Source organism: Acinetobacter sp. CAU_H_78 (assembly GCF_058599365.1).
The window spans coordinates 625,570-642,266 of sequence record NZ_CM178652.1 but is presented as its reverse complement, the minus strand read 5'-3'; the positions used below and the strand labels follow the sequence as shown (position 1 = coordinate 642,266).

14 protein-coding genes are annotated in these 16,697 nt (G+C 42.1%); 5 read left to right on the top strand and 9 right to left on the bottom strand.

Translation table 11 applies throughout. The features are described 5' to 3' along the window. Window positions 1–31: 31 nt before the first annotated feature. From AC4MCD_RS03135 to acnD, 4 genes are all read right to left on the bottom strand, one after another. Window positions 32–175 (bottom strand): zinc ribbon-containing protein, encoded by a 144-nt coding sequence (locus AC4MCD_RS03135; protein WP_179993182.1) that lies wholly within the window; start codon window positions 173–175, stop codon window positions 32–34. Window positions 176–285: 110 nt separating this feature from the next. Continuing rightward, the gene (locus AC4MCD_RS03130) at window positions 286–1,245 is read right to left on the bottom strand and encodes a hypothetical protein (protein ID WP_312308461.1); all 960 of its coding nucleotides are present in this window, start codon (window positions 1,243–1,245) and stop codon (window positions 286–288) included. A gap of 6 nt (window positions 1,246–1,251) precedes the next feature. Next, window positions 1,252–1,473: a hypothetical protein gene (locus AC4MCD_RS03125; RefSeq protein WP_125279096.1), complete on the bottom strand. Its 222-nt coding sequence runs from the start codon at window positions 1,471–1,473 to the stop codon at window positions 1,252–1,254. Window positions 1,474–1,632: 159 nt separating this feature from the next. Next, entirely contained in the window at window positions 1,633–4,239 is a 2,607-nt protein-coding gene (gene acnD / locus AC4MCD_RS03120; RefSeq protein WP_419375223.1) for a Fe/S-dependent 2-methylisocitrate dehydratase AcnD, read from the bottom strand. A 751-nt stretch (window positions 4,240–4,990) separates the two neighbouring features. On the opposite strand from acnD, the gene AC4MCD_RS03115 reads away from it, so the two are divergent. The 3 genes from AC4MCD_RS03115 (at window position 4,991) to AC4MCD_RS03105 (ending at window position 9,066) form a co-directional block, all read left to right on the top strand. After that, window positions 4,991–7,153 (top strand): multicopper oxidase family protein, encoded by a 2,163-nt coding sequence (locus AC4MCD_RS03115; RefSeq protein ID WP_419375224.1) that lies wholly within the window; start codon window positions 4,991–4,993, stop codon window positions 7,151–7,153. 115 nt (window positions 7,154–7,268) lie between these two features. After that, the gene (gene ygfZ / locus AC4MCD_RS03110; RefSeq protein ID WP_312210017.1) at window positions 7,269–7,994 is read left to right on the top strand and encodes a CAF17-like 4Fe-4S cluster assembly/insertion protein YgfZ; all 726 of its coding nucleotides are present in this window, start codon (window positions 7,269–7,271) and stop codon (window positions 7,992–7,994) included. Between the two features lie 274 nt (window positions 7,995–8,268). Beyond that, on the top strand, window positions 8,269–9,066 hold the full coding sequence (locus tag AC4MCD_RS03105; protein ID WP_159123689.1) for a tetratricopeptide repeat protein: 798 nt from the start codon (window positions 8,269–8,271) through the stop codon (window positions 9,064–9,066). Between the two features lie 72 nt (window positions 9,067–9,138). On the opposite strand, the gene AC4MCD_RS03100 is transcribed toward AC4MCD_RS03105, so the two are convergent. The 3 genes from AC4MCD_RS03100 to AC4MCD_RS03090 all read right to left on the bottom strand — a co-directional run bounded on the left by AC4MCD_RS03100 (window position 9,139) and on the right by AC4MCD_RS03090 (window position 12,609). Next, on the bottom strand, window positions 9,139–10,065 hold the full coding sequence (locus AC4MCD_RS03100) for an AEC family transporter (protein WP_419375225.1): 927 nt from the start codon (window positions 10,063–10,065) through the stop codon (window positions 9,139–9,141). Between the two features lie 58 nt (window positions 10,066–10,123). After that, complete coding sequence (locus AC4MCD_RS03095) at window positions 10,124–11,233, bottom strand: NADH:flavin oxidoreductase/NADH oxidase (RefSeq protein WP_419375226.1); 1,110 nt, start codon at window positions 11,231–11,233, stop codon at window positions 10,124–10,126. Window positions 11,234–11,337: 104 nt separating this feature from the next. Then, on the bottom strand, window positions 11,338–12,609 hold the full coding sequence (locus tag AC4MCD_RS03090; RefSeq protein WP_419375227.1) for a carbohydrate porin: 1,272 nt from the start codon (window positions 12,607–12,609) through the stop codon (window positions 11,338–11,340). A gap of 383 nt (window positions 12,610–12,992) precedes the next feature. On the opposite strand from AC4MCD_RS03090, the gene mutM reads away from it, so the two are divergent. Then, a complete protein-coding gene (gene mutM, locus AC4MCD_RS03085) occupies window positions 12,993–13,853 on the top strand; it encodes a bifunctional DNA-formamidopyrimidine glycosylase/DNA-(apurinic or apyrimidinic site) lyase (RefSeq protein WP_004785170.1) in 861 nt (286 codons plus the stop codon). Next, window positions 13,850–14,134 carry a peptidylprolyl isomerase gene (locus AC4MCD_RS03080; protein ID WP_005237136.1) on the top strand — a complete coding sequence of 95 codons (285 nt, stop codon included), beginning with the start codon at window positions 13,850–13,852 and terminating at the stop codon, window positions 14,132–14,134. Before mutM ends, AC4MCD_RS03080 begins: the two co-directional genes overlap by 4 nt. A gap of 99 nt (window positions 14,135–14,233) precedes the next feature. Here the strand turns inward: AC4MCD_RS03080 and mscL are convergent, their stop codons facing one another. After that, window positions 14,234–14,677, bottom strand: coding sequence for a large conductance mechanosensitive channel protein MscL (gene mscL, locus AC4MCD_RS03075; protein ID WP_419364674.1), 444 nt, complete (start codon window positions 14,675–14,677; stop codon window positions 14,234–14,236). A 175-nt stretch (window positions 14,678–14,852) separates the two neighbouring features. Continuing rightward, a complete protein-coding gene (gene typA, locus AC4MCD_RS03070) occupies window positions 14,853–16,688 on the bottom strand; it encodes a translational GTPase TypA (protein ID WP_067731027.1) in 1,836 nt (611 codons plus the stop codon). Window positions 16,689–16,697: the final 9 nt, after the last annotated feature.

Here is a 16,697-nt window from a genome sequence, read left to right as displayed (position 1 = left end):
AACAGGATCTTCTGTTTTGAATATCGTGTGCTTAGGCAACCTTATCGTTATATTGGGTGCCGAGGCATTTGGTACACGGTGGTAGTCGGTCTGTACCAATTTCTAAGAAGACGCGATGTCCGCATTGAACACAAAAATAGAAACCTGTTCCCGGTTTTGAGCCAGCTGTAACCATCTTTGTTCTCCGTTGTTTTAGAAAATGGTCTAAGCAGTATAACTCTGTTGTGATGAATGTCTATTGTCCATTTTTGTAAATGATAGTGTCGTTTGGGCGAAGTAATATTTCTAAAATGTATCGGTAAAATTAGAGTCCAATTTAGGTACTTCAATACTATTTACTGTAAATAAATTCAAAATATCATCTCTGTCCATAAAAATGATCTGACTTCTACGATTAGCATCTAATTTATTACCTAACCAATTTCTGGCGGCTTTGGTAATTTCACCGCCGGCAATTATATAAGCATGATCAACTAAAACTCTTTTATTAGTTTCTGGATCAAAGATCTCATGCCCTAACATCATTGTAGTTTGGTTATAAATTTCAGCAATATTATGGTTTCCTACTTTAGAAACTCCAGATGAATCTAACTTTCCTTTTTTTACTTGTATCCCAAAATAAATTATATGTTGAGTAGGTAAAGTATATTTCATCCATATATCCTTACCGTACTCCAATGCTTTATCTTTGTGTCCAGCTACAGTTATTCTTTGAAAGCCTAAAATTCGAAATAATGGCAGTAATATATTTTCAATAAGTTGATCTTCAGAGCATTTTTCTAAATAACTTATTAATTGCTCTCTTTTTTTAATTTCTACTTCTGAAAAAATTCGGTGCGGATTTTCAACAGGTTTTATAGTCTGATTATTACTCAAATTTCTAATATATAAATTATTGTCTTCACCGTAAAAAGCCTCAAACCCTTCTCTAGTTAAAGGCTTGTTTAGCTCAATGAGTGCATTGATACGTTGAGGATCATCTTCTGTAGCTTCAGATTTATGCATTAAGGTTCTTAATACATGCACGAATCTCGGTGGTAACATATTTGGTGGACAAGGCTCTTCTAACAATTCCACCAATCTGTCTGATGTCCACGCCCAACGTGTCGAACCATCATGCCTAAAAGGTAAATCACAGTCTTCAAAAAATTCTGAAATATACATACTACTTTTATAATTAAAATAATTTTTATCGCCTATGATGCACTCTGCGATTGCTCTTAAATTTTTACTTTTAAATTTCATATTTTTTTATTTTTCATAAAGACTATTTGCATGTAATTTAATATAAGAATTGAGACCATCTCCAGCCTGAGCCAATTGTTTCATACGCTCCACTTTTTCAATGCCTGCACTGCTATAACTGTATTGATAAATTTTAGTAGTTTCTCTAAATTTCACTCTTATATAAGTTTCACCGATCTCATAGTTAGTGATATTTGAATCACGATCAATATCTTTATAAATTTCCATCATTATTTCCCCAAATAAAAAACGCCCCAATTCACATTAGAGCGTTTTTTAAACAATTTCAACAACTTTAATCCACCCCAACCCTCCTTTAAAAAAGGAGGGAGTTCCCCTCTTTAGAAAAGAGGGGTTAGGGGAGATTTTTACTAGTAACTAGAAAAATTAAGCCACATTTCCTTCTAAAAAGTCCTGCGCAAAGCGCTGTAATACCCCACCCGCTTCATACACAGAGACTTCTTCTTCAGTATCCAGTCGGCAAGTCACCGGCACTTCAATGGTCTGTTTTTTGCCATCTTCAGTCGCACGCTCAATCACCAGAGTCAAAGTCGAACGTGGCGCAATATTACCAATCACGCTATATAGTTCAGTCCCATCCAGCTTCAAAGTCTTGCGGTCTGTACCCGGTTTAAACTCTAATGGAAGCACGCCCATACCGACCAAGTTCGTACGGTGAATACGCTCAAAACCTTCAGCCACAATCGCTTCTACACCTGCCAGACGCACACCTTTGGCAGCCCAGTCACGGCTTGAACCCTGACCATAATCTTTACCCGCAACAATGATGAGTGGTTGCTTACGGTTCATGTAGGTTTCAATCGCTTCCCACATACGCATCACTTCACCTTCTGGTTCCACACGTGCTTTAGAACCCTGCTTGATGGTGCCGTCGGAACGCACCACCATTTCGTTATACAGCTTTGGATTCGCCAAGGTTGCACGCTGTGCAGTCAGGTGGTCACCACGGTGCGTTGCATAAGAGTTGAAATCTTCCTCAGGCAAGCCCATTTTCGCCAGATATTGACCCGCTGCCGAATCCAACACAATCGCATTCGATGGAGATAAATGATCGGTAGTAATGTTATCGCCAAGGATGGCTAACGGACGCATATTTGCCAGAGTACGCGGTGCAGCCAATGCCCCTTCCCAGTATGGCGGACGGCGGATATAAGTACTTTGCGGACGCCAGTCATACAGCGGACTTGCTGCCTGCTCACGCTCACCCAGATCGAACATCGGAATATACACTTTCTTGAACTGTTCCGGCTTCACGGACTCTTTTACCAAAGCATCAATTTCTTCATCCGATGGCCAGATGTCTTTCAGGTAAATTGGATTGCCATCTTTGTCTGTGCCTAAGGCATCTTTTTCGATGTCAAAACGGATGGTACCCGCAATCGCATAAGCAACCACTAACGGTGGAGATGCTAAAAATGCCTGCTTCGCATAAGGATGGATACGACCATCGAAGTTACGGTTACCCGACAAGACTGCTGTCGCATACAAGTCACGGTCGATAATTTCCTGCTGAATCTTTGGATCAAGCGCGCCAGACATGCCGTTACAAGTGGTACATGCATAGGCCACGATACCAAAGCCCAGTTTTTCCAGATCTTTCAGTACACCCGCTTCTTCAAGATAAAGCGCTGCTGCTTTAGAACCCGGTGCAAATGATGATTTCACCCAAGGTTTACGCACTAGACCAAGTTCATTAGCCTTACGTGCCAATAAGCCTGCTGCCACGGTATTACGTGGATTTGAAGTATTGGTACATGAGGTAATCGCCGCAATGATGATCGCACCATCTGGCATCAAGCCATCAGTACGGTTTTCTACCACACCGGCAATGCCTTTTTCTTTCAGGTCAGATGTTGATACACGCGCATGTGGATTGGATGGACCAGCGATGTTACGGGTGACAGTCGATAGGTCAAAACGCAATACACGTGGATATTCTGCCTGAGTCATTTCTGATGACCACAGACCAATCTCTTTCGCATAGGTTTCAACCAGTTTGACCTGTTCAGATTCACGACCAGTCAGCGTCAGATAATCAATGGTGTTCTGATCGATATAGAACATAGCCGCAGTTGCACCATATTCCGGGGTCATATTGGAAATCGTGGCACGGTCTCCGACTGACATGCTGTCTGCGCCTTCACCAAAGAATTCGAGGTATGCACCGACCACACGTTCTTTACGCAGGAATTCAGTTAAAGCTAGTACGATATCGGTTGCAGTAATGCCCGGCTGACGTTGTCCTACTAGCTCCACGCCGATAATGTCTGGCAGACGCATCCAAGATGCACGGCCCAGCATCACGTTCTCAGCTTCTAATCCACCAACACCGACTGAAATCACGCCTAGTGCATCCGTATGTGGAGTATGCGAGTCAGTCCCCACACAGGTATCCGGGAATGCCACGCCATCACGGTTCTGAATGACTGGTGACATTTTTTCCAGATTGATCTGGTGCATGATGCCGTTACCCGCAGGAATTACATCGACATTTTCAAACGCAGTTTTAGTCCATTCAATAAAATGGAAACGGTCTTCATTGCGGCGGTCTTCTACCGCACGGTTTTTCTCAAATGCATCCGGATCGAAGCCGCCATATTCGACTGCCAGCGAGTGATCGACAATCAGCTGGGTCGGCACCACTGGATTGACTTTAGACGGATCACCGCCTTGATCGGCAATCGCATCACGCAGACCGGCAAGATCGACCAGTGCTGTTTGCCCTAAGATGTCATGACACACTACACGCGCCGGATACCAAGGAAAATCATGTTCCTGTTTACGCTCAATCAACTGGCGTAAAGACTGTTCTAAAATCGCAGGGTCGCAACGGCGTACCAGCTGCTCGGCCAGCACTTTAGATGTATAAGGAAGTTTGGCATATGTGCCTGGCTGAATATCTTCTACGGCTTGACGCACGTCATAATATTCCAGCTGGGTACCTTGCAACGGTTTCCGGTAGTTATTGTTCATAGCTTGCCTGCCCTCTTTCATTACTCTTTTTATTCATCAAAATATCTTGATGACTTGTTTTTTAATAAAGGCATTGTACGCTGTCGAAAGTCCATTTCCCAAATCTTATAATTTTCAAAAGCTTAAATACTAAAAATGGTATTTTTACCAAAATTACTGACCCATACTTTAGAATTTTGACTCTAAATTGCATTTTTTCTGAAAAATAGGCCTAAATCTGTCTCATTCTTTAGTATGAGATGTTGATAACAGCATAAAAAATAATCAATTTCTTGGAATGAGTTTAAGGATAAATTTCATATGAAATCAAAGCTTAGAATTTTTTAATTTCAGAAATAGCTCATTTAATAAAAAACTGAATCTATATTTTTTTATTTCAGTGTTAAGCATAACTCTTAACCGAAAATGGTAAATTTCATTGCAGATATGGCTCGATGAGTGTAGGCGAAAAAAAATCATTTTTCAGGTTCAGACATACCTCGAAATAAGTTGCATTCTCAATTCCATATATTTTTTAAGACTTTCTTACAATTTTAGAAATACGTTAAATATTTATAAGGCATTGATGCATAAACATGGGCTTATGAAACTCATTTCTTTCTAAAATACTTTAAACACGTCATTTTAGCTTACCGTTTGTCACCCTCCCCCTAATTTGGTGATAACAGTCTGTATCTCAACTTTGTAAATCTACCCTCGAATTACTTCACAACAACAACACTCATCACAAAAGCACATAAGGGTGATTACAATGATACAACTCGCCATTATTGGTATCGTTGCTGCAGTGATCACTGTACTGGCAGCAAGCTGGAATGGAGGTAAAAATCCTTCCAATCCTAAACCGCCAACTCCCAACAACCCTAACCCACCAACCACTCCCAATAATCCCAACAACCCACAACCTTCTCCAACAACACCCGATACTTTGATTAGCAATCCGCCACTATTGCAAAAAAATTCCAAAGGCACCCATGAACTGATCGTCGCTTATAAAACCGGCAAGATTTACAATCCGAGAAATAGTACCTGGGATCAACTGTTCGTCAGAGGTTATCTCACTAATGCCAGTTTGTTTAACAAGAAAAAAGCTGGAGAGTCTGTTGAAGACCTTTTAGTCGGTCCTCAGATCCGGGTCAAACAAGGTGAAACCCTGAAAATTAACCTAAATAACCAGCTTCCACCTGAACAGAAAGCCACCTGCCCAGACAAAGTGGATAATGTGAACGATCCACATTGTTTCAATACTACTAACCTGCATACCCATGGCTTCTGGGTAAGTCCTCAAGGCAATAGTGATAATGTTTTCCTGAAATTTAAACCTCAGGAAAAATTTGATTATCAGTACAAAATGGAGCCGAATCATCCGGCAGGCACCTACTGGTATCATGCCCATCTGCATGGCTCAACGGCTATTCAGGTATCGAGCGGTATGGCAGGCCCATTAATTGTAGAAGGCTCAAGAACACCAAAAGTAAAAAATGGCAAAGTCACTGAAACAGGCGATATGGACATTTTATGGAAAGAAAAAAATAGCTATCCAAATGAAAACATCCTGTTGTTCCAGCAAATTCAATATCGATGCTCTAACCCTGACCCGGATGTAAAATTCAATATTCCTAACAATTGCGAAGGTAAAGGCTTAGGATTACTTGAAGATTATACAGATATCGCTAATCCTGGCTCTTGGGCCGGCCAGAACTTTTATACGTCTATCAATGGTAAAGTTTTAGGAGAGATTAAAGTTGAACAGAATGCTTTTAATCGCTGGCGCATGATTCATGGTGGTGTACGCGACACCATTGGTTTGATTATTAAAGAACTGCCAAACTCCAGTAAATTTAGCGCCGCAGACACCCTTAAAGCCTGTCTGGCATATCAGGAAGCAGATCCAAAAGAGTTTAATGAGAGTTTAAAAAGCTTACCTGTTTATACGATTGCTCAAGATGGTTTGACCATGACTCAGGTACAGCGCAGAACCCTATCTGTGTTCCAGCCTGGTTATCGTCATGATGCAATGGTCACCTTCCCAACCACCAACAAATACTGCATTTATGACTCCAAATTAAATATTGAGGATGAAGTGAATACACCGATCCCAACGAGTCAAATTACCCCTCAACTTGCCCCGAACCATCCTTTCAATGCCCAACTACTGGGATGGGTCAATGTACAGGCAAGCAAAACAAAAGCGCAGACTCCGGCCCAGTTCCTGCAAGAGCGTGCAAAAAAAATTGGTTTAAGCAAAGAGATTCAGACTCAGTTATCCAAGCTTGATCTTACTGCCTTTACTGATCATCCATCATTGATGACTCCAGCAATTGACAAGCTGGTTGCCTCCAGACCGAAACAATACAGTAAATTTGAACTGGCTTTCGCAAATGGCCTTAAATTTGGCTTCCGTCATAAAGAAGATGGTGACTTACTCAGTTTTGGAGATGCATTTGATGGCGAAGGATCAGTCGGTCGGACTCATGCCAAAGACCCGGATCGTGAATATGTGCGTCAGTTACAAATTGGACAGACGGATGAATGGGAACTGACGACCGAAGCTTTTGGTGGCCATCCTTTCCATATTCATGTTAATCCATTCCAGATTGTTAAAATCTTAAAAACTGTCACTGGCCCTAATGGCGAATCCAAAGAAGTTGATGTGAGTGAATTAGCGCCTGATGATAATGATACAGATGATGTGCAATATCGTGGTATGAAAGGACAATTCAAGGATACCCTGTTTATCAAGGCGAACTATAAATTTATTCTTCGAAGTCATTACAAGAAATTTGAAGGTGATTTTGTACAGCACTGTCATATTCTCGATCATGAAGATCAGGGCATGATGGAAACGGTACGGGTCTGTGGAGGTAAATTCCCTTGTGATTCACCTCTGCCAACCTCATCTCATCATCACTAATTAGACACTCCTGAAAAGGCCAACGATCCCGATTGTTGGCTTTTTTGTTTGCCTCTATTAAATGCTTGCTGCACAATAGCTTGATTGATTTTGAGTATTCAAACTGAGGCTGATCATGGCAACATCTCCTGCTTTTACCTTATTTACGCTGAATGGGGTAGATGCGCAAAAATTCCTTCAGGGTCAAGTTACTTTAAATGTCGAAACTCTGGCTGAAAACCTGACTCGCTATACAGCGATCTGTAGCTTGAAAGGACGTATCCAGTTTGGTATCTGGCTGAAAAAAATTAATCCGGAAAGCTTCGAAATTGTCAGCCCTGAAGATCAGGCAGCAGAACTGGCCAGCCATATTAAAAAGTTTGGCGCTTTTTCAAAAATGAAACTGGAGCAGGTTGGCCCGGTTTATCCAGTTATCAATGATATCCAGACTGATTTTGTTGAAACTGAAACGGATATTACCCTTTGGCAACAGCAAGCTATTGCCTCAGGTCAGGCCTGGATTCAGGCAGCTACTGCAACCCTGTTCCAGCCACAGGAATTGCGTCTGCATCAACGTGAAGGCATTCACTATGACAAAGGCTGTTATCTGGGTCAGGAAGTGATTGCTCGCTTATGGTTTAAAGCCAAGCCAAAACACTGGTTGCATTTGATTCAAGGTACAGGCGAAGCACCTGCTGTTGCGACCAAGCTGCACAATGACGTCGAAGTGGTTAATAGTATTGGTACAGATGAGGGTTATCAGGCTTTAGTGGTTGCCAAACCTGAAGCATTGGCTGAGCTGGACGTACAGGTTCTGGAATTACCTGAAGCTTTAAGTGGTGATGTAGCACGTCCACAATAACCAACAGTTCTCTTGATGCAAAAGCCAGAATTCAATTCTGGCTTTTTTTATTTTTATTAGAATAAACAGTTAAATAGAAAAAGATTAACTGAATAAAATGCATCTTAAACCGGACATGCCTTTATTGATTCATCTCCTATATGATTCTCAAATAATTTGTAATTAGTCACATATTCAGTATTTACAAAGCCTGAAATCGTCTTATGATGTAGATGAAAACGACAAAAATCGCACCATGGAATTAGGTGTTAGAAAAATTAAGGTTATCGGAACAATGAAAAAATTAGTACTTGCTGCAATTCTTGCAGTGTCCAGTCAATTTGCCCTCGCAAACACTTCAAATGCCCCAGTCGATCCTCAATTTGCCAAAATTGAAGAGATGGTGAATGCCAAGAATTTCAAGGGTGCCTACGATGCTTTAAGCAAACTGGCCAGCCAGGGAAATGCACAGGCCATCTATAACTTAGGCTATTTAACGCAAACTGGCCAAGGTACTGCTAAGGATGAAAAGAAGGCCATCCAGTTATATGAACAGGCCGCCAGTAAAGGTTATCCAGTAGCCAACTATGTACTGGGCAAGAATTATACCGGTGGTACTTTAGGTCTTAAGCAGGATTTGGGCAAAGCCAAACAATACCTGGAACGCGCATCGGCAGCCAATTTCGATGAAGCGACGGTAGATCTGGCTATACTTTTATTTGCTGAAGGGACAACAGCTTCTGACCAGCAGGCTTTGAAAAAATTACAGCCTCTGATTAGCAAGGGTAATATGCCGGCCATTCATGCCAAAGCCTTATATGACATCAGCAACGGCTTTAAAACCAAGAATGAAAAGCCGATCCAGCAAGGTTTAAGCAGTATTCAGGATCTGGCGAAAAAAGGCTATATCCCTGCCCTGATGGCGATTGGCAATATGTTTGCCAACGGTAGTATTGTTGCGCAAAACCTGCCTGAAGCGAAAAAGATCTTTGCGGCCCTGGCACAGGAAAATATTCCTAAGGCCAGAGAATCTCTAGCAGCAGTGGATAAAATGATTGCTGAACAGAAAAAAGCACCTGCCAAAAAAAGTTGATCAGGTCTGATCAAAATAAAAAAGCTCCAACAGGAGCTTTTTTATGGGCTATAGATTTATAAGCCAGCTTGTTTAACTCCACCACAAAGTAATAAGTCCACTCGCAACCACGAAACCTGCGATAGTACTCATCAATAAAGGGGTTAAGGTCCGCTCATTGAGGCCATACGCCTGCCCCAACATACCGAAAATCGTTGGCATAGGAAGTGCTGCGATCAAGGTCCCGGCATAAATCATTTCCTGACTTAGCTGAGTCAGTCGACTAAGACCCAGATACATCAGAATCGGCATCAGGATATTGCTGGAAAATACCAAATAGAAACTTTGCAGATTCACATATTTCAGGCTCATGCCCACGATTCCGCCACCAATCGCGAACAGCGCCAAAGGTGAGGCAGTCTGTCCAATCATGGCAAAGACCTGATCCAGATAAATTGGCAGGCGAATTTCAAAAATCGCACAGGCCATACCCAGCATCACCCCCATAAATAAAGGGTTCTTGAACAGCATGAGAATGGTACTTTTCACAAGACTACCCAGATTGGCTTGATGTTGGGTACCGAGTGCAGCCAGGATCAACACCATCGGAATCAGGATCATGCTTTCAATGATGACCACCAGAGAGGTATAGGTCATTGCATGCTGTCCCACCAATAAAGTGAGTACTGCTGTACCGATCAATCCGGTATTGGACATCGCTGCCCCCAAGGATAGAACAGCGCTATGTGAAGAGGTATTCCGGAACTGACGGCGCATCAGCCAGAAGCTGAAACCATAAAGTAATAAAGTGACAGAGGTATAGACCGCAAAGTATTCAAAATACCAGATTTCATGCAGATCTTTAGAGGCTAGAAACTGAAAGAACAGTAACGGTAAGGCCACTTTGATGACAAAGGTCCCTACCATTTCAACCTGTTCTTTTTTTAGAATTTGACATTTCACACTCAGGTAACCTAGTGCCAATAATAAAAATATGGGCACAATTACCGCAATAATCATATGAAATGTCCTGTTGTTTGAGATGCGTTATTATAAACCTTTCTAAGAAAAAATGGCCTTAAAACGATTCAAACAACTGATTTAAGCCATGCGGTGCAGAACGTAAATATTGTGGAGAAATTGCTATTTTCTCATCCAGCGTTACTGCGGCATGCCAAGGCCAGCGTGGATCATAAAGCAAGGCACGTGCAATCGCGATCGCATCAGCCTGTTTATACTCCAGTATGCCTTCTGCCTGCTGTGCATCGGTAATCAGCCCCACGGCAATGACTGGAATATCCACGTCTTTTTTAATCGCTTCAGCAAAAGGTACTTGGTAATTCGGATGTACATCAATTTTCTGATCGACGTGTAAACCTGCACTCGAAACGTGAATATAGACTGCACCCAGTTTCTCCAGAGCTTTGGATAGTTCAACTGAAGATTCTACATCCCAGCTTTCTACGCCATCCATCCAGTCCGTTGCTGAGATACGAATACCAATTGGAAAACCGTCTGGTACTGCGGCTTTAATTGCTTCAAATACTTCAAGCGTCAGACGAATACGGTTTTCAAATGAATCGCCATATTGATCCTGACGATGGTTCGATAACGGTGACATGAACTGATGCAGCAAATAGCCATGTGCTGCATGTAGTTCAATCAGTTCAAAGCCTGCTTCAACCGCTCGTTTGGCACTGGCTGCAAAATCCTGAATCACTTGTTGGATCTCATCCACACTTAGAGACTTAGGTGGATGTTCATGGTCCTGAAAAGGGATATCACTAGCAGAGACAGTTTGCCAGCCGAGTGCATGATCTGGGGCGAACTGCCCCTTGCCGCCCCAAGGTTTATCTGTAGAAGCTTTACGGCCTGCATGTGCAAGCTGTATGGCAAAAGGCATAGGAGAAATTGATTTGACTTTTTGCAGTAAGGTTTTGATCTGACTGGCCTGCTGGTCATTCCAAAGCCCTAAATCGGCATAACTGATGCGACCTTCAGGCTGTACAGCGGTGGCTTCCACAATGCAAAGACCTGCACCGGATAAGGCATAATTGGCCCATTGTTGTTCATGCCAGTAAGTGATTTCACCTTGTTCGGTTGCAGAGTACTGACACATCGGGGCAATCACAATTTTATTTTTAAGTTGCAATGATCCAAACTGAACCGGCTGAAATAGTAGTGACACGCGGTATTCCCTCTTTTTGTGAAGTGGCTTTTCAGAACTTTTTACCAAAAAATAAAAAACAGGCTCTGATGAGCCTGTTTATTTATAACGTGATTAAATTCTTTTTAGAAGATCACTCGTGTAGTCAAACCTACCACCAATGCATTATCTACTTGGTTGCTAGACCCCGGATTTATAACGTATTGCAGGTTTGGACGTAGCATCAGCCATTTTGTTGCGTTATAGCTGTAGTTGAGTTCGATATTGTATTCGGCACTCGCATCATATACTGGACGTGAATCTGCGAAGCGGTCATTAACATGTACACGGTTAACCGCTAAACCCAAAATATCATTTGGCTGACTATCCACCAGACCAATATATTTCAGACCCAACTGTTGTGAATTGTCCACTTTATTGGTATCACGATCATGCCAGGTAAAGTTAGCGAATGAGTGTAAACCCTGACGACCACTGCCGGTTGAGGTCAACTGCTGCTCTACGGCTAACCAGCCAGCAAAAGTACGATTTTTAGCATCTGTTGGATTGGCTACGTCTTTCTGGTTGGCCACATCATCAGCAGTATTATACATACCACCTACACGATAACTGCCAGGTAAACCATTTACTAATGATTTTGGTGTCCAGATTACTTCTGCAGGAATCGTCACGCCATCAGCATTGTCGGTATCCAGACTCCAGCCCTGACCTTCTTTAGTACCATTGCCGTTATCAGGATTAAATTCATAAACACCGACTTGTACAGCAACGTCAGAGTTTAGCTGCTGTTTCACACGTGCCCCCCATTGTGCGACTGGGGTATTCATCCAGATATTGCCCTGCCATTTACCCATCTGCGCAGCACAAAATGCTGTACTGGCAAAATCACAGGCCATCACGTTAAAGTCCATACCGAGACCCAGACGACCAGCTTTAATACTCAGTCCTTGATCCTTATAGTTCTTTTCAATTGAAAGTTCGGTTAAACGGCTGTCCTGGTTACCACGGCCAAATGTCCCTTGCACATTAGCCATATGCGGTACTGATTGAGATACTTGTAAATCACGTACCGATGTACTTTGTCCCTGACGTGCAGTCGCAACTGCACGAACAGTTACGCCATCCCAGCCAGCCAGTTTTTCCATGTCTAACTGTGTACCCAACCATAACTGTGCAGAAGTTAGAGGATCAGCCCCTTCATTACGTCCGCCATCAGCCAGATAAGCTGTATCTGTCAGCAAGTTTGCTTCAAACTTGACGCCTTGTTGAGCAAGCTCAGTACGTTTTCCATTCCAATCGCCTAATAGGTACTGTCCTTGGGAATCAAATGCAGACTCAGCCTGAGCAGAAGTCATGGCTGCCATCAATGGCAATAAAGCTAGACTTAACTTTTTCATATAAAACCTAAACATATGGAGAGAGTAAAGGCAGCCTGATGCATGCCCTGTATGACTTGATACAGAACGTTACATAACTTTTCACTTAAAAACGCAGCAATTTTTTTATTATTGGTAAAACTTTAAGTTATAAGAAAATATATTTTATATAACAATAAATTCTACATAATTTATATTTTTCAGTAAGTTAAATACGAAAAATCAACCCATATATTTCCTATTTTTATTATTTGAATCTGAAACCATCTCAATATTAAAGTTTATTTTTTAACCAATTGTTAAAATATTTTTGAATGTCCTGCTTATAACTTCTAGTCAAACAGGACTTGCATTCAGACTTAAAACGCCCAATATTAGCCTCATGATATTAGCTGCTAAGTGTTATGCCTGAATTACCCGAAGTTGAAACCACCAAAACCAGCCTCCTTCCCCTTCTTAATCAGCAAGTGCTAAAAGTTGAAGTGCGTCAGCCTAGTTTACGTTGGCCAATTCCTGATGATCTCGCGCGTCTGCAAGGACAGCGCCTGATTCAGCTTACGCGTCGTTCCAAATATATTCTGGCGCAATTTGAACAGGATACGATGCTCTGGCATCTGGGTATGTCAGGCAGCTTTCGCTTGTGTGAAGCCAATGAAGAATTGCGCAAGCATGATCATCTGATTATTCAGTTTGAAGAGATTCAGCTGCGTTATCATGATCCACGCCGTTTCGGCTGTATTCTCTGGTTAGATGCTCAATCACAAAGCAAACTGATTGATACGCTTGGGCCGGAGCCATTAAGCGATGCTTTTAATGCCGAATATCTATTTGAAAAACTAAAAAATAAAAATGTTGGCACCAAAGTTGCAATCATGGATAACCATGTCGTGGTCGGCGTAGGCAATATCTATGCAACTGAAAGCCTGTTCAATATGGGCATTCATCCAGCACAGCCAGCCTCAAGTTTAAGTTTCGAACAGATTGAAAAACTGGTGGTTGAGATCAAGCGTATTTTAAAACAGGCGATTGACTTAGGTGGTTCTACCTTACGCGACTACACCAATGCTATGGGAGAAAATGGTTATTTCCAGCAGACGCTGTTGGCTTATGGCCGTGCAGGAGAAATGTGCGTGAACTGTGAAACGACACTGGAAAATATCAAGCTCGGCCAACGTGCATCCGTCTATTGTCCTGAATGCCAGCCGCTAAAAAAGGTAAAGCTTTCACCTAAGCGTATGGCTGCCGTACGAGGTAAGAAATCATGAAGACTGCAATTGTCCGTCATATTCTGGTTAAGGATAAAGATACTGCCGAACAACTCAAAAAGAAAATTCTAGCAGGTGCAGATTTTTCTAAGATCGCCAAACAATATTCGACCTGTAACTCTGCCAAACGTGGTGGTGAACTCGGTGAAGTAAAAAAAGGCCAACTCGTTCCAGTGATTGATAAACTGGTTTTTACCGCTGCAGAACATGTTCTACATGGTCCAGTCAAAAGTCAGTTTGGTTTTCATTTGGTCGAAATTAAGTTTCGGATGGATTTTTAATTCCTTTAGGGTTCCCTCTCCTCTCAGGAGAGGGTTAGGGAGAGGTCAGAAAATAAAAAAACGGCGCTTATACGCCGTTTTTTTATTTACTCCAAAAGCTTAAGCTTCAGGACGTTTTTTTAGCTCGTCACGAATTTCACGCAGTAATTCGATATCTTCCGGAGTCGCTTCAGGTTCAGGCGCTGCTTCTTCTGCTTTATCACGGCGTAGTTTGTTCATCAGTTTCACCAACCAGAACACCACCCATGCCAATAACAGGAAGTTAATGAGAATGGTCAGGAAATTACCATAAGCAAAGACATTCAGACCTGCTGCCTGTGCTGCAGCCAAATTGGTCACATTATTTGGATTATCACCTAACACGACAAACCAGTTAGAGTAATCAACATCACCACCCAAGATCCAGCTCACGACAGGCATGATGATGTCTTTCACCAGAGAATCGATAATTTTACCGAAAGCACCGCCAATGATCACACCCACTGCGAGATCCATGACATTGCCTTTTACCGCAAATTCTTTAAATTCTTGAATAATACTCATAAAGACTCCACAATGTTTGTTTTGAAATTTTGTGATGGATTATACATTATTTCATTGCCAGCATTTTTATCTAATTTACTAGATTTGAGTAACTTTAAGCATCACCTTTCATCCATAAAAAAAACCGTAACCTCCGAAAAGATTACGGTTTCTTATTGAACCGAAAAACTAAAGATTAGTCGTTACGGTGACGTTTACGTTCGTTTTCAGTCAAGTAACGTTTACGGATACGGATTGACTTCGGTGTTACTTCAACAAGTTCGTCATCTTCGATGAATTCAAGCGCTTGCTCAAGTGTGAACTCAATGTTTGGAACAAGAGTCAACGCATCATCAGTACCAGAAGCACGTACGTTTGTTAACTGTTTCGCTTTTGTTGGGTTAACAGTCATGTCGTCTGAACGAGAGTTAATCCCTACGATCATACCTTCATAAACTTCTAACTGTGGTTTAGCGAATAGACGACCACGGTCTTGTAAGCTGAACAATGCATAGCCCAAGCAAGTACCTTGAACCATAGAGATCAACACACCATTTTGACGTTTAGCAACAGTACCTTGCTTCATCGGACCATAGTGCGAGAAGCTTGAAGTCATGATACCAGTACCTGAAGTCATAGTCAGGAATTCAGAACGGAAACCAATCAAGCCACGTGAAGGTACAGTTGCTTCAATACGGATACGGCCTTTACCGTCAACTTCCATATTGGTCATTTCGCCTTTACGGTGACCCATTTGTTCCATTACAGCACCTTGATGCTGTTCTTCAACGTCAAATGTAACGTTTTCATAAGGTTCTTGTTTTTCACCATCAATTTCTTTGATGATTACTTGTGGACGTGATACGCCCATTTCGAAACCTTCACGACGCATGTTTTCAATTAATACTGAAAGGTGAAGTTCACCACGACCAGACACTTTGAAACGGTCAGGACTGTCAGTATCTTCAACACGAAGTGCTACGTTGTGAATCAATTCGCGGTCAAGACGTTCACGGATGTTACGTGAAGTTACGAATTTACCTTCTTTACCAGCAAACGGCGAGTTGTTGACTTGGAAAGTCATAGATACAGTCGGTTCGTCTACAGAAAGTGCAGGTAATGCTTCAACTGCTTTAGGATCACAAATTGTGTCAGAGATATGAAGTTCATCAATACCAGTTACACATACGATGTCACCAGCAGAAGCAGATTCAACATCAATACGCTCTAGACCATGGTAACCCATGATTTTTAAGATACGACCGTTACGTGTTTTGCCATCTTTGTCGATAACAGTAACAGGTGTATTTAATTTAACAGAACCACGTTGAATACGACCAACACCGATAACACCTACGAAGCTGTTATAGTCAAGTGAAGACACTTGCATTTGGAATGGACCGTCAACGTCAACTTTTGGTGGTTCAACGATGTCTACAATTGTTTGGAACAATGGAGTCATGTCATCAGCAAGTTCTTCAGGAGAAGGACCCGCAACACCACGTAGACCAGAAGCATAAACCACTGGGAAGTCTAACTGTTCATCAGTACCACCAAGGTTATCGAACAAATCGAATACTTGGTCAATGACCCAGTCAGGACGCGCGTTTGGTTTATCAACTTTGTTGATAATTACGATAGGTTTCAAACCACGTGCGAACGCTTTTTGCGTTACGAAACGAGTTTGTGGCATTGGACCTTCTTGTGAGTCTACAAGAAGAAGTACACAGTCAACCATCGACATTACACGTTCAACTTCACCACCGAAGTCGGCGTGTCCCGGGGTGTCCACGATGTTGATACGGTATTCAGTATCAGTACGTTTGTCTAACCATTTAATTGCAGTGTTTTTTGCAAGAATGGTAATACCACGTTCACTTTCAATAGCGCCCGAATCCATGACACGTTCGATCTCGCCTGCGCGATCGCCAAGAGCACCTGATTGCTGTAAAAGTTTGTCTACAAGAGTCGTTTTACCATGGTCGACGTGCGCGATGATGGCAATGTTACGGAGAGTTTTAATATCTGACATGTAAATTCG